A 21,418-nucleotide genomic window follows, 5' to 3' on the forward strand; every position below is an offset into this window, starting at 1 on the left:
GTCACGCCGAAGCTGTCGGCGCCGAACATAGAACCGGTACGCCCGAACCCCGTGATCACTTCATCGAAAATCAGCAGGATGTTGTGCTGATCACAGATTTCACGCAGCCGCTTGAGATACCCCTGCGGCGGAACGATCACCCCTGCAGAGCCTGCCATGGGCTCAACGATCACCGCTGCAATGTTCGAAGCGTCGTGCAGTTCGATCAGCTTGAGCATCTCATCGGCCAGCGCAATGCCGCCCTGCTCCGGCATGCCCCGTGAATAGGCGTTGCTGGCAAGCAAGGTGTGAGGGAGATGATCGACGTCCATCAATTGCCCGAACATCTTGCGGTTGCCGTTGACGCCACCGAGGCTGGTGCCCGCGATATTCACGCCGTGATAGCCACGGGCGCGGCCGATCATCTTGGTTTTGGTCGCCTGGCCTTTCAAACGCCAGTAAGCCCGCACCATCTTGACCGCAGTATCAGCGCACTCCGATCCAGAGTCGGTATAGAAGACGTGATTCAGCTTGCCGGGTGTCAGATCGGTGATCTTTTCAGCCAGCTGGAACGACAGCGGGTGTCCGAACTGGAATCCTGGCGAGTAGTCCAGCGTGCCCAACTGGCGGGAAACCGCCTCCTGAATCTCCTTGCGCGTATGCCCTGCCCCACACGTCCACAGCCCCGACAGACCGTCATAAATTTTGCGCCCTTTGTCGTCCGTGAGATAGCTGCCTTCGGCGGCGACGATCAGCCGTGGATCGCGGTGAAAGTTTCGGTTCGCCGTGTAAGGCATCCAGTGGGCATCAAGTTTGAGCTGGCTCGCCAGAGACATGTCGGACGATTCGGGCATATTCATTGGAATTAACCTCACTGGTCGTGGGGGCCTGACTTCCCTATTGAAGTGCGGGCGGGTGCGGGCCGGTTGCAGCTAAAGTGCCACGGGCATAAAGTCTGGAAAATGCTGCTTTTACGATCTTCAGTTGACCGGCCACTAAACTATGAGCACACGCCGTAATGATCCGCTGGCACAAGTCAGCGACTTTGATATCCGTCTGTTGCGCATTTTTCGTAGCGTGGTCGAGTCCGGTGGATTTTCGGCAGCAGAAAGCGCGCTGGGCATTGGTCGCTCCGCCATCAGTCAGCAGATGAGCGATCTGGAGCAGCGCCTGGGACTGCGTCTTTGCCAACGGGGCCGTGCGGGGTTTTCCCTGACGGAGGAAGGCCGCGAGGTCTATCAGTCATCGCTGCAGTTATTGAGCGCCCTCGAAAGTTTTCGTACGGAGGTGAACGGTCTTCACCGACATCTGCGCGGCGAGCTGAACATCGGGCTGACGGACAATCTGGTCACACTCCCCCATATGCGCATCACCCACGCGCTTTCCCAACTGAAAGAACGTGGCCCGGACGTGCACATCAATATCCGCATGATCGCGCCCAATGAAGTCGAGCAGGGTGTGCTCGACGGCAGTTTGCACGTTGGCGTCGTACCCCAGGCCAGCGCGCTGTCGGGACTGGAATATCAGCCGCTGTATAGCGAACGTTCGCTGCTGTACTGCGCGGTGGGCCACCCGCTGTTTTACGCCGACGATGCGCAGCTTGATGACGCTCGACTGTCCGCGCAGGAGACCATAGCGCCGACGTTTCGCCTGCCGAGTGAGATCCAGGCCCATTATCAGGCGCTGAAATGCACCGCGAGCGCATCGGACCGGGAAGGCATGGCGTTTCTGATTCTGACCGGGCGTTACATCGGCTATCTGCCCGATCATTACGCCAGTCTTTGGGTGCAGCAGGGTCGACTGCGTGCGCTGAAGCCCAAGTCGCGGTTCTACGATGTGAGCCTGGTGACCGTCACGCGTAAAGGCCGCCGCCCTCATTTGGTGCTGGAAAGCTTTCTGGAGAGTCTGGCCGCTACACGATGAAGCCGACCCTACTCAGTCAGCTTCCCAATGACGCGCAATCAAACGGCCGAGATATCCGAACAACCCCTTGATAGACGGGCATGTACAGCGAATCGGTAAGCACGTAACTGATCAGTTGGACAGGTTTTTGCAGTAGGGCTGAATGTCGAAGTCCACACAGAATCGAGAGCCAGCATGCAGCCTGAAGCGCCAGACAATAACGACCTCATTTACGGCCTCAATGACCGGCCGGGCATCGGGCCGGCAACCTTGGCTGCTGTCCAGCATGTGCTTGCTGCATTCGTGGGCATCATTACGCCGCCGCTGATTATCGGATCGGCGCTCGGGCTTGGCGCATACATGCCTTATCTGATCAGCATGGCGTTGATGGTGTCGGGTGTGGGCACGTTCATTCAAGCGCGCCGACCATTCGGTATCGGCGCCGGCATGATTTGCCTGCAAGGCACCAGTTTTGCGTTTCTCGGCGCGGTGCTGTCGGCAGGCTTCATCGTCAAGCAGCGCGGTGGCAGCCCGGAAGACATCATGGCCATGGTGTTCGGAGTATGTTTCTTCGGCGCCATCGTGCAGATTGTGCTCAGCCGTTTCATCGGACAGCTGCGTCGAGTGATCACGCCACTGGTGACCGGCATCGTCATCACGCTAATCGGCGTCAGCTTGATCAAGGTCGGCGTGACTGATCTGGGAGGCGGCTTCAATGCCCCGGACTTCGGCGAGCCGGTCAATCTGGCCCTTGGCGTTTTCGTGCTGGCAGTGATCGTCGTGCTCAACCGCTCAAGCGCGCCCTGGTTGAGGCTATCGGCCATTATCATCGGGCTCGCGATTGGCAGCCTTGCAGCCTGGTTCAGCGGCAAGCTCGTGCCTCACTCAATCGCCGATGTTGCGCTGGTCAGCATTCCCGTGCCCTTTCGGTTCGGATTCAGCTTCGACTGGGCAGCATTCCTACCGGTGGCGCTGATTTATCTGATCAGCAGCATCGAAACCGTCGGCGACCTTACCGCCAACTGCATGCTCTCCCGCGAGCCCATCAAGGGCCCAGGCTACATTGCCCGGCTGAAGGGCGGTGTGCTGGGCGACGGCGTCAGCTGCATGATCGCGGCGACATTCAGCGCCTTCCCCAACACGACCTTCGCCCAGAACAACGGCGTGATTCAGCTCACCGGCGTGGCCAGTCGGTATGTGGGTCTGTACATCGGAGCAATCCTGTTTCTACTCGGGCTGTTCCCGGTGATCGGTGCGATGCTTCAGCAGATTCCTAAGCCGGTGCTTGGCGGCGCGACATTGGTGATGTTCGGCAGCGTTGCAGCGGCAGGCGTGCGGATCCTCGCGCAAGCGCCGCTGGATCGCCGCAGCATGTTGATCATCGCCACCTCGTTCGGAGTAGGACTGGGCATCGCGGCGCAACCGACGCTGCTGCATCATCTGCCGCAATGGGTGCAAAGCCTGTTCGACTCGGCGATCACCAGCGGCGGGCTCACGGCCATCGTGATGAGCCTGATGCTTCCGGAAGCCAAAGAAACAAATGAAACGGGCGAAGCCAAAAAACACACAACGGAATCCTTTGAGCACTGATTTACGAGGGCAACGCTTGTCGGATCCTCGCGGGTGCGCTATGTGTTCACTGCGTCGCACCCAATGATCCGTCTGGAACCGCACATGACCCTTGAAGTCCCCGCTCACAGCCCCAGCGCCACCAAACCGGCCAGCCGCATTCGCCAGAAAAACGAAGAAGCGATCTTGAAGGCGGCTGAGGACGAATTCGCTCGTCATGGTTTCAAGGGCACCAGCATGAACACGATCGCGCAGAATGCCGGCCTGCCCAAAGCCAACCTGCATTACTACTTCACCAATAAGCTGGGTCTCTATATCGCGGTACTGAGCAACATCATCGAGTTATGGGACAGCACGTTTAACAACCTGAGCGCAGACGACGATCCGGCACAGGCGCTGACGCACTACATCCGCGCCAAGATGGAGTTCTCACGACGCCAGCCACAGGCCTCGCGCATTTTCGCGATGGAGATCATCAGTGGCGGCGAGTGCCTGAATCAGTATTTCAGCCAGGACTACCGCGAATGGTTTCAGGGGCGTGCCGCCGTTTTCCAGGCCTGGATCGACGCCGGGAAAATGGACCCGGTCGATCCGGTGCATTTGATTTTCCTGCTGTGGGGCAGCACCCAGCATTACGCTGACTTCGCCACCCAGATTTGCCAGGTCACCGGCCGTTCGAAGCTGACCAAGCAGGACATGGAGGCTGCTGGGGATAACCTGATCCGCATCATTCTCAAGGGCTGCGGACTCACGCCTGCTGTATAACGCCTGAAAACCCAAGCGCAGTCTGGAAACTCAATGCCTTTTACGCTCACCGGCCCCTGCGAGTTTCGCGAAGAGATTCGCAAGAGCCGATTCATTACCCTCGCGGCCCCCATCGACACTGCTGCCGATGCTCAAGCGTTCATCGAGCAGCACAGTGACCTCGACGCCACTCACAATTGCTGGGCCTGGAAACTGGGCGCGCAGTACCGCAGCAACGACGATGGCGAACCAGGTGGCACGGCCGGGCGGCCGATACTCGCGGCCATTGATGCTCAGGATTTTGATCGGGTCGTTGTGCTGGTCATTCGCTGGTACGGCGGGATTCAACTGGGCACCGGCGGGCTCGCGAGGGCCTATGGTGGGGGGGCGAACAAATGCCTGCAGCAGGCGGATCGGATGCCGTTGGTCAACCGAGTGCCGTTGCAATTCGATTGCAGCTTCAGCGAACTGGTGCTGATAAAGCTGCGAGTGGCTGAACTCAACGGGCTTGTGGAGGATGAGCGCTTCAACGCAAACGGCGTCACGCTCTCAATCGCGCTAGGGCCTGATCAGGTTGAGACCCTTCAGCGCCAATTGTCCGACATCAGTCGCGGGCGGATCGTGTTGCAGCAGGCGCAGTAGTCGATCCACGGCCACATCGACGCCTTCCCGGTTAAAACTGGCGCTGCACGGAAACGCAATGGATGTAATCGCAGTGGCATTTGCTCACATCTACTGTGCACCTGCCTGTGGACAAGCTGAGCGCACATCGCCGCAGGCCTTGATGCATAAGGCTTTGCGCTGCTTGATCATTTTTTATCCAAAAGCGTTCGCTGTGAATAAAAGGAGCGGAAAAACAGGACGTTAGCGCCCTTTATCCCGATGCGGCGCTCGTTTCAGGCGCGTCATACCCCCAATCCGCAACTACCCACATTACCTGTGGAGCAATCTGTGGATAACCCGTGCAAGCCTCCGCAGAGTGCCTTGTACGACACGCATTGGGCATAGCTGGATGTTTTTTATACAGACACACCATCAGGCGGTGGTCGATCGTGCGCCATCCTGATCGCCTGACATTCATATCGGAAACGTTCACTCACATATGTCGTAAGCCTCTGTCATCCTCTGCCGCTAACTTATGCGCCTCGCGGCAACTCAGCGCCTCAAGAAACCAAATTCTCACCGCGTCGCGATGTCCATCGTTTGAGTGAAATTTTTCGTTTGTCTGTACAGGAGTCATTCCAATGTCCACCCCTAAAACAGCTCTGATCATCGGAGCGTCACGCGGCCTTGGCCTCGGATTGGTGAAACGTCTGACGGAACTGGGCTGGGAAGTCACCGCCACCGTCCGCGACGCTCAGAAGGCCGACGAGCTGAAAGCACTGCAGAATGTGCAGTTACAGACACTGGACATCGACGAGCCGTCTTCCCTCGAAGTGCTGACTCATAACCTCAAAGGCCAGACGTATGACCTGCTGTTCGTCAACGCCGGCGTAATGGGCCCGATGCATCCCAACCCGACCGACGCGACGTCCGGCGAACTGGGTCAGCTATTTCTCACCAACGCCGTCGCGCCCATCCGCCTGGCCAAACGCTTCGTCGACCAGATCCGTCCCGAGACCGGTGTGGTTGCGTTCATGAGCTCAGTGCTCGGCAGCGTCACCATGCCCGACGCCCCAGAGATGGCGCTGTACAAAGCCAGCAAAGCCGCGCTGAACTCAATGACCAACACCTTCGTGACGCAGATGGGCGAGAACAAACCGACAGTGCTGTCAATGCACCCCGGTTGGGTGCGCACGGCGATGGGCGGTGAAGGCGCCGATATCGACGTCGAAACCAGCGTACGCGGGATTGTCGAGCAGCTTGAGCGCTTTGCGGGCAAAGGCGGTCATCACTTCGTGAACTACAAGGGTGAGACGATTCCCTGGTGATCGAAATGCACGTCGCGGCAGCCTGAGCCGTCGCGACTTGCCGACGCCCGCCACAACCCTCTAGAATCCGCCCTCGCCTCGCAGCGCGTTCGTTGCTGCGGCGACCCTGGATCAGCAGACAGGGCAACACTGAGCTGGCGACCTGAACCCACTTTCAGAGGAGCCGGCCAATGCCCGCGATCCGTACCTGGTTGAAAAATCCCCTTGCCGTTTTCACGGCCAATGATCTCGATGCTCGAGGCGGTCTGGTGGTCGAGGACGGGGTTATTGTTGAGATGCTCTCGCCAGGCCAACTGCCCGCACAACCTTGCGAACACGTGTTCGATGCACGCGAGCATGTCTTGTTGCCCGGCCTGATCAACACTCACCACCACTTTTATCAAACCCTTACCCGCGCCTGGGGCCCGGTGGTCAATCAGCCGTTATTCCCCTGGCTGAAAACGCTTTACCCAGTGTGGGCGCGGCTGACCCCGGAAAAACTTGCACTGGCCAGCAAGGTCGCCCTGACCGAGTTGCTGCTGTCAGGCTGCACCACCGCTGCCGACCATCATTATCTGTTCCCGCAAGGTCTGGAAGACGCCATCGATGTTCAAGTTAAAAGCGTCCGCGAACTGGGTATGCGCGCGATGCTGACGCGGGGTTCGATGACCTTGGGCGAGGCAGACGGCGGCCTGCCACCCCAGCAAACCGTCCAGCAGGGGCAGGTGATTCTCGACGACAGCGTGCGCTTGATCGAGACCTACCACGAGCGAGGTGACGGCGCGCAGATCCAGATTGCGCTGGCGCCGTGCTCACCGTTTTCGGTGACGACCGAGATCATGGCGGAAAGCGCAGCCCTCGCCGAAAAACACGATGTGCGCCTGCACACGCATCTGGCCGAAACCCTGGACGAAGAGGACTTCTGCCTGCAGCGCTTCGGCCTGAGGACAGTCGACTATCTGGACAGCGTCGGCTGGCTCGGCCCTCGCACCTGGCTGGCCCACGGTATTCATTTCAACAGCGAAGAGATCACTCGCCTCGGCCAGGCCGGCACCGGGGTCTGTCATTGCCCGAGTTCGAACATGCGCCTTGCGTCAGGCATCTGCCCCACGCTGGAGCTGCTTGCCGCAGGCGCCCCGATCGGTCTGGGCGTTGACGGTTCTGCGTCAAATGACGCCTCGAACATGATGCTTGAAGCCAAGCAGGCGCTTTACCTGCAGCGCTTGCGTTACGGGGCGGAAAAAATCACGCCCGAGTTGGCATTGGGCTGGGCGACCAAGGGCTCGGCGCAATTGCTGGGCCGACGTGACATCGGCGAGTTGGCGGTGGGGAAACAGGCTGATCTGGCCTTGTTCAAGCTGGACGAGTTGCGCTTCTCCGGCAGCCACGATCCGATTTCGGCGCTGCTGCTGTGCGGCGCTGATCGCGCAGACCGGGTGATGATCGGCGGCACATGGCGGGTGATTGAAGGTCAGGTCGAAGGGCTCGATCTGAAGGGATTAATTGCAGACCATCGCCAGGCAGCGGCGGCATTAATCAGGGGCTGACACGCGGTTTGGCTGGCGCCGCGGGGGAGTGAAACGGCTGACTCCCCCACTGCTGGTTCAGGCGAAAGCCAAGTTATAGCCCCATCAGCGACAGCATGATGAACGTGGCAAACAGCACAAAATGCGTCATGCCTTCGATGGCGTTGGTCTCGCCGTCGTTGAGGTTGATGGCGCAGACCAGCAAGGTGACAAAGATCATGACGGTCTGCACCGGCGTCATCGCCATCTGGAAGGCCTGGCCGCTGTAAAGCGCCATGCCTTCCATGACCGGCACGGTCAGAATCACCGTCGACAGCGAAGCACCGAGGGCGATATTGACCACCGACTGCATGCGGTTGGCCAGCGCGGCTCGCAATGCGGTCAGGATCTCCGGCGCTGCCGAAATGGCGGCCACCAGGATCGCCGTCATCACGGGAGGCGCCCCGCTACCTTCCAGGCCCAGATCCACGGTCTTCGACATAACCTCGGCCAACGCGCCGATCACCACTACGCCGAAAACCAGCGTGGCGATCGAGCGCGTCAGGTTGACTGGCTCGTGTGCTTCTTCGGCCTCACCCTTGCGGCGCTTCTTGTCCGGGTAGCTGTAGCTGAAGAAGTAGCTGTGGGGTCCGACCTGCATACGCAGGAACAGCGCATACAGCAGGATCATCGCGCCAATGGTGAAGGCCGAATACAGTTTCCATTTCCCTTCGGGAATGAATTCGGGCACCACCATCGACACTGCCATGGCAGTCAAAATCATCACGCTATAAGACCGCGCGGAGTCATCGTTGTAGGACTGCTCACCGTGCTTGAGCCCGCCCATCAACGCGGCAAGACCCAGGATCCCGTTGATGTCGAGCATCACGGCCGAGTAGATGGTGTCGCGCACCAGCGTTGGTGAAGGCTCGTTGCTCATCATGATCGCCAGAATCACGACCTCAACCAGCACCGCCGACAAGGTGAGGATCATGGTGCCGTACGGATCGCCGACCTTTTCCGCCAACAGCTCGGCGTGGTGAGCCACCCGCAACGACGCGCAGATGATGAACCCCACCAGGGCGATGCCCGCGATCAGCGCGACGGTATGACCGTGGCTGAGCAGTTGGTGTTCGTAGAAGTAGGCGAAAAAGGTCGCAATGACCGCCAGTAGAAGAAACTTTTCCTGCTTGAGAATCGTGCCCATCGCTGCCTTTTAGCCCTTTGCGACCCTGGCCGCACATCCATGAAGTGAAGTTTACTGAAGCGCTTGAGAGTGTTGATGTAAACAAAGGTTTCAAGACAGCCTAGCAGGCGGTCGCGACAGATCGTCGCGCCGCCGCATCAAATTGCCATTCATCCTGACGCTGATCCGTACATCCAGACGCCGGGAACGCCTACAACTGCGGGCCCGGATCGCCGATACCCATGGAGATGAGAGCCACGCAGCGTGTGAACCGTCCGGTCAGGTTTTATTCGGCCCGCGCGCCTGACTCTGTAGAATGCCCGCCATTGCACCTTACGAGACAAAGCCCATGTACGACTGGTTGAACGCCCTGCCCAAGGCAGAACTGCACCTGCATCTGGAGGGCTCACTTGAGCCGGAACTCTTGTTCGCTCTGGCTGAGCGCAACAAGATCGCTCTGCCTTGGGCGGATGTCGAAACCCTGCGCAAGGCCTACGCCTTCAATAATCTTCAGGAGTTTCTCGACCTGTATTACCGCGGCGCCGACGTGCTGCGAACCGAGCAGGATTTCTACGACCTGACCTGGGCATACCTGGAGCGCTGCAAGGCGCAGAACGTTATTCACACCGAACCGTTCTTCGATCCTCAGACCCACACCGACCGCGGCATTCCCTTTGAAGTCGTGCTTAACGGCATAGCCGGCGCCTTGAAAGACGGCAAGGAAAAACTCGGGATCGGCAGCGGCCTGATCCTGAGCTTCCTGCGCCACTTGAGTGAGGACGAAGCGCAGAAGACCCTCGACATGGCCCTGCCCTATCGCGACACCTTCGTGGCCGTCGGCCTGGACAGCTCGGAAATGGGCCACCCACCGAGCAAGTTCAAGCGCGTCTTTGACCGGGCTCGCGGTGAAGGCTTCCTGACCGTTGCCCACGCCGGTGAAGAAGGTCCGCCGGAGTACATCTGGGAGGCACTGGATTTGTTGAAAATCCAGCGTATCGATCACGGCGTTCGCGCCATCGAGGACGAGCGCCTGATGCAGCGCATCATTGATGAGCAGATCCCGCTGACGGTCTGCCCGCTGTCCAACACCAAGCTTTGCGTTTTCGACCACATGGGTCAGCACAACATTCTCGATATGCTCGAGCGCGGCGTAAAAGTGACCGTCAACTCCGATGACCCTGCGTACTTCGGTGGCTATGTGACCGAGAACTTCCACGCGCTGCACACCCACTTGGGCATGACCCAGGATCAGGCCAGTCGCCTCGCGCAAAACAGCCTCGACGCCCGTCTGATCAAGCCCTGATCAGCAGCAGCGTGTGGACGTTCTGTTCCACACGCCGCGCGTCCATTTCGCGCCGTCACGCCGCCGAGGCGATCTTGCTGATTTCCCGCTGGCCGTTGGATGAGACCTGCAACGTGCAGGCCTCTTCCGTCGTGCGCAGCCAACCCAACTGCATGAACAGTTGCAAAAGCCCCGCCCCTAAGGCGCCCCCCAGATGGGGTCGGCGTTCATGGCGATCAACGCAGGCGCACACAGCTTCGCGTCGTCTGTGGGCCAGCGCGGGAATAAAAATGCCACGTTCGGCAAAGCGGGAGATGCCGACACTGGTGACTTCAAGCCGGTGTTCGGACTGTTCAATCCACCCTGCCCCCAACATCCGCAAATACAGCTCAGCGCCCATCTCGCCACCCAGATGATCCGCACACACACTGGCTCTGCATAACGGCAGGGGCGGCAATGGCTGCGCCATGCTGCGACTGATCAGTTCCGCGCTGACCATGGATGCACTGACCAACGCCTGGACGGCGGTCCGGACCTCCGGCGCAGCGAGTCTGAAGTAGCGCTTGCGGGCGCGGACTTCGTGGCGCAGCAACCCGCCTGCGGCGAGACGCGCCAGATGCGCACCGGCGGAAGAAGTGGAGAGACCTACCAGCAAAGCCACTTCATCAGCAGCCCGGGATGTTCCGTCCATCAACGCCCACACGATCGCGCTGCGTTTGGGGTCGGCGAGCAACGCAGCGATCTGGCTGATGCAAGGTACATATTCCATGTCTTCACTCCCTGTTGAACATTGTCTAAGCGGACCGGTGCCGGTGCGCAGATCAAGGCATGCCTTTGCGTGGAATCACGGGCGTAATCCGGTAAAGCGCAAGGCCGTTGCTGCGGTCAGCATCATCGTTGTTTAAGCCGGACACAGACTTTGATTTAAATCACATCACGCGAACTCTGATCCCTGGAACTTGCACGCCATACAGATAATTGCGCCTGAGCCATACAGTTAGAAAAGAAAATTAAATCGGATCCATGACGGCGCTTAGTATAAGACCTGGATTCGGTCGGTGGATCAACTTGTCCATCGACTCACCCTTTGTTTGTGGGCCGTATTGGCAAATGTTCAGCACAATCGGTATGCCCATACATGGCGTGATTGCGATCGGATAGCTCGAACCCCCTTTAATCACGGGGGCTTGCGCGGAGGATGGCGGCTCGCGGGTCTGAGGTCGTGGCGATTGCCTACATCGAAAACTCAGAAAACCTTCAAGAAAATAATCTGTGCCAAAGGCGTATCAAGAGTGAACTTGTCGCGATCAAGCACGGCAGTCAGGATCGGTCCCTTTTAGTGCTGTAAGAAGTTTCCAATTAGGAAGTAGTAAAAAGCCGTATATAAACCGCTCATTTTCGACAGACTAAACATGCTTAGACAGGTGCACGTTAAACATGAGAAAAATCGGCAACGCCTGCGCGTTGCCGACGTCGATCAGATACGCACATCCGCGTGGGGCGTCAGCGCATCTCGTTTCAGTTGCGCGCGGCGAGTGATCACCGCCAGGGTCACGGCCAGCACGCCGCACAGCGTAATGACGGTCGCCATCGGCACCGCCGTTCCGTCATGCAGCACGCCGACCAATGCCGCCGCACCCGCTGCGACACTGAACTGCAGGCACCCCAACAACGCCGACGCGCTGCCTGCACGTTTACCCTGCCCGCCCATCGCGCACGCGGAAGCGTTGGGGATGATGCAGCCCAGGCTGGCGATATAGATAAACAGCGGAATCAGCAGCGGCCACAGTTTTTCGGTGTGCAGGGATGCGACGGTCAGCAGCACGACGGCAGCAGCGAGATAGATCCAGACAGTCCGCGACAGCAACCACGCCGGCCCATAGCGGCCAACAAGGCGGGCGTTCACCTGGGCGATGAGGATGAAGCCGGCAGCATTGATGCCGAACAGCCATCCGTAGTGTTCCGCCGGGACGCCGTAGAGCTTGATGAAAACGAAAGGTGAACCCGCGATGTAGGAGAACATCCCGGCCATGGCGATCCCGCCGGTGAGCGCATGGCCCAGGAAGATCCGGTCGCCCAGCAGATTCCAGTACGACCCGAGCGCGCCCGAGAGCGGCAGTCGCGGGTGGCCGGCCGGCATGCTTTCCGGCAAGCCCCTGAAAACCGCCACTGCCGTGAGTGCGCTGAACACCGTCAAGGACAGGAAGATGGCCTGCCAACCCACAACGTTGACCAACAGCCCGCCCAGCATCGGGGCCAGAATCGGTGCCAGGCCCATGACAAGCATCAATTGCGAGAACACCTTGGCCGAGTCAACCGGCGAACACTTGTCGCTGACGATCGCCCGTGACAGCACCATGCCGGCACATCCGCCCAACGCTTGTACAAAGCGGGCCGCAATCAGCCATTCGAGGGAAGGCGCCAGGGCGCACGCCAGCGATGCAAGGGTGAACAAGCCGACGCCAAATAACAGCGGGATCCGGCGACCGAAGCGATCGGCGATCGGGCCGTAGGCGAGCTGGCCGATGCTCAGGCCGAGGAAATAAGAGGCCAGGGTCAGCTGAACGTGTTTCTCGTCGGTGCCGAACGCCAAAGCGATGGCCGGGAAACCTGGCAGGTAAAAGTCGATGGCCAACGGGCCAAAGGCGCTGAGTGCGCCGAGGATCAGAATCGTTCTGAGGTTCATCAATCTTCCTAAACGGTTTTGCGCAGCGCGACAGTTTAACAACCTTGGATCTGCGCGGCCCGGTCACGGGAAAATTACCAGAAGTTTTTTCAAGACGTCGCTGAGCAAAAAAAGGTGGAACTTATTACGCACGACCGAGCATCGGTTAATGGATTTCCTACAACGTTTTTACCAATAACTCACAGAAGCGCTTCTAAGCTTTTCTCAAGCAGTGAGGAAATCAAAATGAATGCGCGATGGGCTGTACTGTGGTGCGTTGTCGTTGTCGCCGGATGTCAGTCTACCCACGACCAGTTACTGGCCGAAGGTTACCCACCGGCATTCGCTGATGGTTTTCAGGATGGCTGCGGGAGCGGGCGGCAATCGATTGATGTCATCAAAGGTCAATTCAAAAAGGACGTGCCACGCTATTTGCGTGACACGCTGTATGCGCAAGGTTGGTCGGACGGGTTTCGCCAGTGCCAGGCGCAACTGGCCAACAGCAATGTTCAGGATCAAGGCCGGGACAGTATCTGGAATGACCGCGACCGCGACTGGGACCGCCAGAGAACCCAGGACGCCGCTAAAGCCTACCGATCTCATTAAACGCCGGTCGCGGCTGCATGACGGGTGAAACTATCGGGGACCGCACATGGCCCAATATGACTAAGCCACGAACAGGAGCCCCGCCATGAGTCGCGCCTTCGTCAACGAAGACAACGCCGCCGCGCAAATCGACCCGCCGGTTGAACGGCAGATCAGCGTGCAGACCAACTACGTCACCCAGCGCGGCCTTGATCAATTGCACGATCAGGTCGAGCAACTGCAAGCCCAATACAGCGAACAGAACGCCCAAGGCGATGAAGGCGACAAACAGCGCATGGCCGAAATCGAACGGGACCTGCGTTACTTCAACCAGCGCCTGCAAAGCGCACAAGTGGTCAGCAGCACGTCGGATGACAAGGTTCAGATCGGCAGTTGGGTGACCTTTGCCGACGAGGAAAACGTTGAACAGCGCATGCAATTGGTCGGCGAGGATCAGGCCGATGCAGGCAGTCAGTTGATCAACTGGGCGTCACCGCTGGGCAAGGCACTACTGGGCGCCAAAGTTGGGGATGAAGTCACTTGGCAGCGGCCGGTAGGCGATGCCGTGATCGAGGTGGTGCGTATTGAAGCCGGCGACTGAGGTCGTCGACCAACAATCGGCCAGACACAAAAAACGGAGCCCAACGGCTCCGTTTTTTCGTAACGCCAACCGTATCAGGCGAGCTTCTTGTGACGCACGCGGTGCGGCTGAGCGGCGGCATCGCCAAGGCGTTTCTTGCGATCTGCCTCGTACTCGGTGTAGTTGCCTTCGAAGAACACCGCTTGCGAATCGTCTTCGTACGCGAGGATGTGAGTGGCAACGCGGTCAAGGAACCACCGATCGTGAGAGATCACAATGGCAGCGCCAGGGAAGTCCAGCAGGGCTTCTTCAAGGGAACGCAGGGTTTCAACGTCGAGGTCGTTTGACGGTTCGTCGAGCAGCAGGACGTTGCCACCCTCCTTCAACGTCAGCGCCAGGTGCAGACGACCGCGCTCACCGCCAGACAGGTCCTTCACGAACTTCTGCTGATCGCCGCCCTTGAAGTTGAAACGGCCGACATAGGTGCGCGACGGGATTTCGTAGTTGCCGATCTTGATTTGATCGGAGCCGTCGGAAATCTGTGCGAACACGGTTTTGCTGCCATCCAGGTCGTCGCGGCTCTGATCGACACACGCCAGCTGCACGGTTTCGCCGACTTCAATGGAGCCGGAGTCCGGTTGCTCCTTGCCCATGAGCATGCGGAACAGCGTCGATTTACCGGCACCGTTACCGCCGATCACGCCAACGATGGCGCCTTTAGGCATGGAGAACGACAGGTTGTCGATCAGCACGCGATCACCGTAGCCCTTGGTGACGTTCTTGAATTCGATGACCTTGTCGCCCAGACGCGGACCGGCCGGGATGTAGATCTCGTTGGTCTCGCTGCGCTTCTGGAATTCCTGGGACTGAAGCTCTTCGAAGCGTTGCAGACGGGCCTTGGATTTCGACTGGCGCGCCTTGGCACCTTTACGGACCCACTCGAGCTCTTCTTTCATGGCCTTTTCATGGGCCGACTGCTGCTTGGACTCGGCCGCCAGACGATCAGACTTGGCTTCAAGCCAGCCGGAATAGTTGCCTTCGTACGGAATGCCCGCGCCGCGGTCGAGTTCCAGAATCCAGCCAGCGACGTTGTCGAGGAAGTACCGGTCGTGGGTGATCGCAACCACGGTGCCCGGGAAATCGTGCAGGAAATGCTCGAGCCAGGCGACGGAATCGGCATCCAGGTGGTTGGTCGGTTCGTCGAGCAGCAGCATGTCAGGGGCGGACAGCAGCAGACGGCACAGGGCCACGCGACGTTTCTCACCACCGGACAGGTGTTCAACCTTGGCGTCCCAGGCCGGCAGGCGCAGCGCATCGGCGGCCACTTCGAGCTGGCGCTCCAGGTTGTGGCCATCGCTGGCTTGCAGGATCGACTCGAGCTTGGCCTGTTCGGCCGCCAGCTTGTCGAAATCGGCGTCCGGCTCCGCGTAAGCGGCATAGACTTCGTCCAGACGTGCTTGAGCGTCCTTGATCACGCTGACAGCTTCTTCGACCACTTCACGTACGGTCTTGGTCGGATCGAGCTGCGGCTCTTGCGGCAGGTAGCCGATATTCAGCTCGGGCATCGGGCGCGCTTCACCGTCAAATTCGGTGTCGACACCGGCCATGATTTTCAGCAGCGTGGATTTACCCGAGCCGTTGAGGCCGAGGACGCCGATCTTGGCGCCGGGGAAAAACGAGAGGGAGATGTTTTTCAGGATTTCCCGCTTCGGCGGAACAACTTTGCTCAGCCGATGCATGGTAAAGACGTATTGAGCCATGGAATGAAAACCTGGAATGGGACTGTGAATTAAGGCGCGAGCTTAGTGCTGCGTCGCAAAAAATGCGTTTATCTTCGCGCCGCAACTTGCCTTAGCGCGATTCCGGGCCTTGAATTGATCAAAGCCGAACCCGCGCGGCAGGGACAAACTTCCGAGGACCGGTATTAAAGCTGGAGCAATGCTTGCAAGCCCTTTGAGGCTGCAAGCGAGTCGTGCAGAAACCGGGCGCGTCGCGTGTGGCGCAAAGCTACCCGAATGCACGCAACAGGGCAAACCGCCCGGCCCATTAACGCTGGCACTTAGCCACAGCTCGGTGGCATGCTACCCGCCTTTTGCGCACCGGGCTTATAGTGCGTATCGCACATGCTGATTCAGTCCAGTAGTCAGGATCACAGTTTGCTCAAACCGACCCCCATCTCACCCCTGCGCCCATCCGATAGCGCAACGACCGTGCCTTTAAGGGGCGTGCTCAGGGGTGCGCTCGCGGTCCTGGTTCTGATGATGTTGATGCTGTTGTTATGGCAGATGATCGAGCAGTTCCAGCAGTCTCAGGAACGCCAGCACAAGCGCAGCATCGACTACAGCGTGCAGCTCGCCGATCGGCTGAGCCTGAACATGGCGCTGGACGCTCAGGTGGCGCTGAATGTGCTTGACGAAACCCAGGACAATTCGCAACCCGTTGACGATCCAGAGGCCGTGCTGGCGAACCTTGGTCAATCGATGCCGGCGGTTAAAAGTCTGGTCTGGCTCGACATTGACGGAAATATCATTGCCGACAGCGAGGGTGACACCCGTGATGTCGGCTTTCTGACCCAGATGCATTCGGTCATCCAGGGCCATCCGTACTTCTACGCCAGCGACCCAGGCGCCTCCACGTTTTATCTGTTCATCCGTCAGCCGGGCACCGGCAATGAACGCTACTGGGGGCTGCGGCTCAAGCCCGACATCCTGAAGTCCCTGACCCGCCAGAGCGATCTGGATTACCAGCCCGTCTGGCTGCTGGAAGATATCAGCAGTCAACGCCCCCTCTACAAAAACCTGCCAGGCGCCGGCCAGTCAGCTGACAACGAGTTGCAGACCGTCCATCTGCAACCACTGCCCCACAGCGACTGGCAAGTGCGTGGACTGTTCGATCCGCAGAAAGCCCGGCAGGCGCAGCTCTTGCCGCTCATCGGTGAATGCCTGCTCGCCCTGCTCTGTTCCATTATTCCGTTGTTCGCCCTGCGCAGCCTGCGCCGCCGCCAACTGCAGCTGCATCAAAGCCGTCGCCGCTATAAAGACATTTTTGAAGGCTCCGGGGTCGCGCTCTGCGTACTGGACCTCTCCGGCCTGCCGGCTTACCTCAAGCAGTTGCAAGTGAACAGCGGCGAGGAACTGAGCGCACGCCTGAGCAGCCAACCCGAGCAGATCAACGGCCTGCTTCAGCAATTGCGCATCACTGAGGTCAATCAGGTCGCCGCTCAACTGTTGCGCGCCGATTCGGCACAATATGTCTGGCAACAGTTGATCGAAGGCTGCCCTCGCGCCGGAAACGGCATCGGCTTGCAGATACTCCAGGCCGTCCTCGAGGGTCAACGCCAGCTGGAACTCGAAATTCTGATCCCTGACGCGCAAAGCGGTGACCAACACCTGTGGTTGGTCATGCGCCTGCCTGAGCAACCTGAAGATTTCAACGCCGTCATTCTCAGAATCAGCGATTTCACCAACCGCAAACAGGCCGAGCTGTCGCTGCAGGAGCGGGAACAGTTCTGGTCGGATGTCGTGCGTACCGTGCCGGACTATCTCTGCGTTCTGGATGCGGCCACGCGTCGGATCATTTACAGCAACCATAATCTGGGCCTGGCCCTTGGCTATGAGACGGCCGAGCTGGACGAGATGGGCGAGCATTTCTGGGAAACGCTGCTGCATCCGGACGATATCGGTGCTTATGAGCAGTTGCGCCTTGCACGCACCGAGCACGGCCGCAGCGACCTGATCCAGTGCCAGTTGCGTTTCCGCGCGCGACAGGGCAACTGGCGTCGCTTCGATATCTGCGAACAGGCGCTTGCGGCGGACACTGACGGGCAGATCCGGCGCATCGTGGGCGTCGCCAAGGACATCACCGACCAAGTGGAAGCCAGCCAGTCCCTGCGCGAAAGCGAGCAGCGGTACCGGATGCTGGCGGAAAGCATCAGCGACGTGATTTTCTCCACCGATCGCCAGTTGCACGCCAATTACTTCAGTCCCTCGGTCAATACCGTGCTGGGTTATAGCGCCGAGTGGATTCTGCAGAACGGCTGGAGGGCGATCATCGCCAATCCTCAGCAGCTCAGCGGCTTTTATGCGCTGCTGCAGCGCATCAGTAAAGCGTCGAACAAGCCCGTGGCGCTGGCGGACTTGCGCAGGGAGATCACCACCCAATTGTTCCTGTTCGATTGCTTGCGCGCTGATGGTCGCAAGATTCCCGTGGAACTTCGTGTGGTGCTGGTGTGGGATGACTCCGGAACGTTTGAAGGGGTTCTCGGCGTTGGACGCGATGTCAGTCAGCAGCGGCGCGCCGAGAAAGACCTGCGCATGGCGGCCACGGTCTTTGAACACTCGACCTCGGCCATTCTGATCACCGACCCTGCGGGCTACATCGTGCAGGCCAACGACGCCTTCACCCGGGTGAGTGGCTACGCCGTGTCCCAGGTGCTGGATCAGCTGCCGATGATGCTGACCGTCGAGAATCAGCAGGCAGCGCACCTGGGGTACATCCTCAAGCAGTTGAGCCAGCGCGGCAGTTGGGAGGGTGAGTTGTGGCTCAAGCGCCGCGACGGCGAGCACTACCCGGCTTGGGTCGGGATTACCGCGGTGCTCGATGATGAGGGCGACCTGGCCAGCTATGTGTGCTTTTTCAGCGACATCAGCGAGCGCAAGGCCAGCGAGCAGCGCATTCATCGGCTGGCCTATTACGACGCACTGACCCATCTTCCCAACCGCACGCTGTTTCAGGATCGCCTGCACAGCGCGTTGCAACACGCCGAGCGTCAACACACCTGGGTGGTGTTGATGTTCCTCGACCTGGATCGCTTCAAGCCGATCAACGATTCACTGGGCCATGCCGCCGGTGACCGCATGCTGAAGGAAATGGCTTTGCGCCTGCTTGCATGCGTCGACGAAGACGACACCGTTGCGCGCATGGGCGGCGACGAATTCACGCTGCTGCTGCAACCCCGCCCCACCCAGCAGGCGGCCCTGAATCGGGCGATTCATGTGGCCGAGCAGATTCTCGCCAGCCTGGTGAAGCCCTTCGTGCTGGAAGGCCGCGAGTTTTTCGTCACAGCCAGTATCGGTATCGCGCTCAGCCCTCAGGACGGTAGTGAACTGAGCCAGCTGATGAAGAACGCCGACACGGCGATGTACCACGCTAAAGAACGCGGCAAGAACAACTTCCAGTTTTATCAAGCTGACATGAATGCCAGCGCCCTGGAGCGTCTGGAGCTGGAAAGCGACCTGCGCCATGCCCTGGAGCAGGGCGAATTCGCGCTGTATTACCAGCCGCAGTTCAGTGGCGACGGCAAGCGCCTGACCGGCGCCGAGGCTTTGCTGCGCTGGCGTCACCCGCGTCGTGGCCTGGTGCCGCCGGTAGACTTCATCCCGGTGTTGGAAGAGCTCGGGCTGGTGGTCGAAGTCGGCGAATGGGTGCTCAAGGAGGCTTGCCGCCAGTTGCGCGCGTGGCATCTGGCGCGGGTTCGCGTGCCAAAGGTGTCGGTGAATATTTCCGCACGGCAGTTCTCGGACGGTCAGTTGGGCACACGCATCGCCGGTATTCTGCAGGAAATCGGCCTGCCGCCCGCCTGCCTCGAACTTGAACTGACTGAAAGCATCCTGATGCGTGAGGTGAGCGAAGCCATGCAGATCCTGGCAGGACTCAAGCGGCTGGGCCTGAGCATCGCGGTCGATGACTTCGGCACCGGCTACTCGTCGCTGAACTACCTGAAGCAGTTCCCCATCGACGTACTGAAGATCGACCGCACCTTCGTCGATGGCCTGCCGTCCGGCGAGCAGGACGCGCAGATCGCCCGTGCAATCATCGCCATGGCCCATAGCCTCAATCTGTCGGTGATCGCCGAGGGCGTGGAAACCCACGAGCAGTTGGAGTTCCTGCGCGAACATGGCTGCGACGAAGTTCAGGGTTACCTGTTCGGCCGCCCCATGCCAGCGGCGCGGTTCGAGGCCCAGTTCAGCAACGATGCGCTGTTTATGCTCGATTGACGCGAGTTGCAAGCTTCAAGCGGCAAGCTACAAGCAGTAGCCACGCCGCATTCAGCTTGAAGCTTGAAGCTTGAAGCTTGAAGCTTGCAGCTTGCAGCCAGGCTTTAGCCTTGCATCGCGCTCATCACGCACATGACCCGCTTTCATATGCCAGATAAAACCCGATGGGTTAGAATGCCCCCCTTTTCTACTGCCCGATCCCCGAGGACCGCCATGTTCAGCCGCAATTTGACCATCGCCAAGTACGACGCCGACCTGTACGCCGCCATGGAACAGGAAGCCAAGCGTCAGGAAGATCACATCGAGCTGATCGCCTCGGAGAACTACACCAGCCCGGCGGTCATGGAAGCCCAGGGCTCGGTCCTCACCAACAAATACGCCGAAGGCTACCCAGGCAAGCGTTACTACGGTGGCTGCGAATACGTCGACATCGTTGAGCAACTGGCCATCGACCGCGCCAAGCAACTGTTCGGCGCCGATTACGCCAACGTCCAGCCACACGCAGGCTCCCAGGCCAACAGCGCGGTGTACCTGGCGCTGCTCAATGCAGGCGACACCATCCTGGGCATGAGCCTGGCCCACGGCGGCCACTTGACCCACGGTGCCAGCGTTTCTTCCTCGGGCAAGCTGTACAACGCCGTTCAGTACGGCATCGACGGCAACGGCCTGATCGATTACGACGAAGTCGAGCGACTGGCGGTCGAGCACAAGCCGAAGATGATCGTCGCCGGTTTCTCCGCCTACTCTCAGATCCTCGACTTCCCGCGCTTCCGCGCCATCGCTGACAAGGTTGGCGCTTACCTGTTCGTCGACATGGCTCACGTAGCCGGTCTGGTCGCTGCAGGCGTTTACCCGAACCCGGTTCCATTCGCTGACGTCGTCACCACCACTACTCACAAAACCCTGCGCGGCCCGCGCGGTGGCTTGATCCTGGCCCGCGCCAACGCCGAGATCGAGAAGAAGCTGAACTCCGCTGTTTTCCCGGGTGGCCAGGGCGGTCCTCTGGAGCACGTCATCGCGGCCAAAGCGATCTGCTTCAAGGAAGCACTGCAGCCTGAGTTCAAGACCTATCAGGAACAAGTGGTGAAAAACGCCAAGGCCATGGCCGGCGTGTTCATCGAGCGCGGGTTCGACGTGGTGTCCGGCGGTACTGAAAACCACCTGTTCCTGCTGTCGCTGATCAAGCAGGACATCTCCGGTAAAGACGCCGACGCCGCACTGGGCAAAGCCTTCATCACCGTGAACAAGAACTCGGTACCCAACGATCCGCGCTCCCCGTTCGTCACCTCCGGTCTGCGCTTCGGCACCCCGGCCGTGACCACTCGCGGCTTCAAGGAAGCAGAGTGCAAGGAACTGGCCGGCTGGATCTGCGACATCCTGGCAGACCTGAACAACGAAGCGGTGATCAACGCCGTACGTGAGAAGGTCCAGGCCATCTGCGCCAAGCTGCCGGTTTACGGCGCTTGATCTGAAGCAGTAGCAGTTGCATAAAAAAGCCCGGCTCTTGAGCCGGGC

Annotated in this window: 16 protein-coding genes (1 of these 16 cut by a window edge); 11 read left to right on the top strand and 5 right to left on the bottom strand. The window is 59.5% G+C overall.

Annotated elements, in window-relative coordinates:
- On the bottom strand, positions 1-839 hold the 5' portion of the coding sequence (gene aptA / locus AC3ISG_RS20595) for an omega-aminotransferase AptA (RefSeq protein ID WP_489297842.1). 508 nt of this gene lie to the left of the window's left edge; 839 of the gene's 1,347 nt are visible here — the first part of the coding sequence; its start codon is at positions 837-839; the stop codon falls past the left edge of the window.
- A gap of 142 nt (positions 840-981) precedes the next feature.
- Between aptA and AC3ISG_RS20600 the strand changes: the two genes are divergently transcribed.
- From AC3ISG_RS20600 to AC3ISG_RS20625, 6 genes are all read left to right on the top strand, one after another.
- Entirely contained in the window at positions 982-1,902 is a 921-nt protein-coding gene (locus AC3ISG_RS20600; RefSeq protein WP_122536705.1) for a LysR family transcriptional regulator, read from the top strand.
- 174 nt (positions 1,903-2,076) lie between these two features.
- On the top strand, positions 2,077-3,471 hold the full coding sequence (locus AC3ISG_RS20605) for a uracil-xanthine permease family protein (RefSeq protein ID WP_489297843.1): 1,395 nt from the start codon (positions 2,077-2,079) through the stop codon (positions 3,469-3,471).
- Between the two features lie 84 nt (positions 3,472-3,555).
- Positions 3,556-4,215 (top strand): TetR/AcrR family transcriptional regulator, encoded by a 660-nt coding sequence (locus AC3ISG_RS20610; protein WP_122536703.1) that lies wholly within the window; start codon positions 3,556-3,558, stop codon positions 4,213-4,215.
- A 33-nt stretch (positions 4,216-4,248) separates the two neighbouring features.
- The gene (locus AC3ISG_RS20615; protein WP_272632553.1) at positions 4,249-4,836 is read left to right on the top strand and encodes an IMPACT family protein; all 588 of its coding nucleotides are present in this window, start codon (positions 4,249-4,251) and stop codon (positions 4,834-4,836) included.
- Positions 4,837-5,438: 602 nt separating this feature from the next.
- Positions 5,439-6,125 carry an SDR family oxidoreductase gene (locus AC3ISG_RS20620; protein WP_489297844.1) on the top strand — a complete coding sequence of 229 codons (687 nt, stop codon included), beginning with the start codon at positions 5,439-5,441 and terminating at the stop codon, positions 6,123-6,125.
- 170 nt (positions 6,126-6,295) lie between these two features.
- A complete protein-coding gene (locus tag AC3ISG_RS20625) occupies positions 6,296-7,651 on the top strand; it encodes an 8-oxoguanine deaminase (RefSeq protein ID WP_489297845.1) in 1,356 nt (451 codons plus the stop codon).
- Between the two features lie 73 nt (positions 7,652-7,724).
- On the opposite strand, the gene AC3ISG_RS20630 is transcribed toward AC3ISG_RS20625, so the two are convergent.
- Positions 7,725-8,816, bottom strand: a complete 1,092-nt coding sequence (locus AC3ISG_RS20630; protein WP_122536699.1) for a calcium:cation antiporter — start codon at positions 8,814-8,816, stop codon at positions 7,725-7,727.
- 328 nt (positions 8,817-9,144) lie between these two features.
- Between AC3ISG_RS20630 and AC3ISG_RS20635 the strand changes: the two genes are divergently transcribed.
- The gene (locus AC3ISG_RS20635) at positions 9,145-10,098 is read left to right on the top strand and encodes an adenosine deaminase (RefSeq protein ID WP_122536698.1); all 954 of its coding nucleotides are present in this window, start codon (positions 9,145-9,147) and stop codon (positions 10,096-10,098) included.
- A 55-nt stretch (positions 10,099-10,153) separates the two neighbouring features.
- Here the strand turns inward: AC3ISG_RS20635 and AC3ISG_RS20640 are convergent, their stop codons facing one another.
- Positions 10,154-10,846 (bottom strand): ArsR/SmtB family transcription factor, encoded by a 693-nt coding sequence (locus AC3ISG_RS20640; RefSeq protein WP_122536697.1) that lies wholly within the window; start codon positions 10,844-10,846, stop codon positions 10,154-10,156.
- A gap of 708 nt (positions 10,847-11,554) precedes the next feature.
- Entirely contained in the window at positions 11,555-12,763 is a 1,209-nt protein-coding gene (locus tag AC3ISG_RS20645; RefSeq protein ID WP_122622874.1) for a multidrug effflux MFS transporter, read from the bottom strand.
- A gap of 225 nt (positions 12,764-12,988) precedes the next feature.
- Here AC3ISG_RS20645 and AC3ISG_RS20650 point away from each other — a divergent pair, with 225 nt between their 5' ends.
- Entirely contained in the window at positions 12,989-13,348 is a 360-nt protein-coding gene (locus tag AC3ISG_RS20650; RefSeq protein ID WP_122536695.1) for a hypothetical protein, read from the top strand.
- 85 nt (positions 13,349-13,433) lie between these two features.
- Positions 13,434-13,928, top strand: a complete 495-nt coding sequence (locus tag AC3ISG_RS20655; RefSeq protein WP_122536694.1) for a GreA/GreB family elongation factor — start codon at positions 13,434-13,436, stop codon at positions 13,926-13,928.
- A gap of 74 nt (positions 13,929-14,002) precedes the next feature.
- On the opposite strand, the gene ettA is transcribed toward AC3ISG_RS20655, so the two are convergent.
- Positions 14,003-15,667 (bottom strand): energy-dependent translational throttle protein EttA, encoded by a 1,665-nt coding sequence (gene ettA, locus AC3ISG_RS20660; protein WP_065987538.1) that lies wholly within the window; start codon positions 15,665-15,667, stop codon positions 14,003-14,005.
- Between the two features lie 414 nt (positions 15,668-16,081).
- On the opposite strand from ettA, the gene AC3ISG_RS20665 reads away from it, so the two are divergent.
- Both AC3ISG_RS20665 and glyA read left to right on the top strand, forming a co-directional pair.
- On the top strand, positions 16,082-19,903 hold the full coding sequence (locus AC3ISG_RS20665) for a sensor domain-containing protein (RefSeq protein WP_489299564.1): 3,822 nt from the start codon (positions 16,082-16,084) through the stop codon (positions 19,901-19,903).
- Positions 19,904-20,116: 213 nt separating this feature from the next.
- On the top strand, positions 20,117-21,370 hold the full coding sequence (gene glyA, locus AC3ISG_RS20670; RefSeq protein WP_133776882.1) for a serine hydroxymethyltransferase: 1,254 nt from the start codon (positions 20,117-20,119) through the stop codon (positions 21,368-21,370).
- Positions 21,371-21,418: the final 48 nt, after the last annotated feature.

This window comes from Pseudomonas sp. GL_135 (assembly GCF_057834665.1).

Coding starts and splice junctions, on each gene's coding strand:
- AC3ISG_RS20600 (WP_122536705.1), top strand. CDS start 982: ATGAGCACACGCCGTAATGATCCGCTGGCACAAGTCAGCGACTTTGAT.
- AC3ISG_RS20605 (WP_489297843.1), top strand. CDS start 2,077: ATGCAGCCTGAAGCGCCAGACAATAACGACCTCATTTACGGCCTCAAT.
- AC3ISG_RS20610 (WP_122536703.1), top strand. CDS start 3,556: ATGACCCTTGAAGTCCCCGCTCACAGCCCCAGCGCCACCAAACCGGCC.
- AC3ISG_RS20615 (WP_272632553.1), top strand. CDS start 4,249: ATGCCTTTTACGCTCACCGGCCCCTGCGAGTTTCGCGAAGAGATTCGC.
- AC3ISG_RS20620 (WP_489297844.1), top strand. CDS start 5,439: ATGTCCACCCCTAAAACAGCTCTGATCATCGGAGCGTCACGCGGCCTT.
- AC3ISG_RS20625 (WP_489297845.1), top strand. CDS start 6,296: ATGCCCGCGATCCGTACCTGGTTGAAAAATCCCCTTGCCGTTTTCACG.
- AC3ISG_RS20630 (WP_122536699.1), bottom strand. CDS start 8,816: ATGGGCACGATTCTCAAGCAGGAAAAGTTTCTTCTACTGGCGGTCATT.
- AC3ISG_RS20635 (WP_122536698.1), top strand. CDS start 9,145: ATGTACGACTGGTTGAACGCCCTGCCCAAGGCAGAACTGCACCTGCAT.
- AC3ISG_RS20640 (WP_122536697.1), bottom strand. CDS start 10,846: ATGGAATATGTACCTTGCATCAGCCAGATCGCTGCGTTGCTCGCCGAC.
- AC3ISG_RS20645 (WP_122622874.1), bottom strand. CDS start 12,763: ATGAACCTCAGAACGATTCTGATCCTCGGCGCACTCAGCGCCTTTGGC.
- AC3ISG_RS20650 (WP_122536695.1), top strand. CDS start 12,989: ATGAATGCGCGATGGGCTGTACTGTGGTGCGTTGTCGTTGTCGCCGGA.
- AC3ISG_RS20655 (WP_122536694.1), top strand. CDS start 13,434: ATGAGTCGCGCCTTCGTCAACGAAGACAACGCCGCCGCGCAAATCGAC.
- ettA (WP_065987538.1), bottom strand. CDS start 15,667: ATGGCTCAATACGTCTTTACCATGCATCGGCTGAGCAAAGTTGTTCCG.
- glyA (WP_133776882.1), top strand. CDS start 20,117: ATGTTCAGCCGCAATTTGACCATCGCCAAGTACGACGCCGACCTGTAC.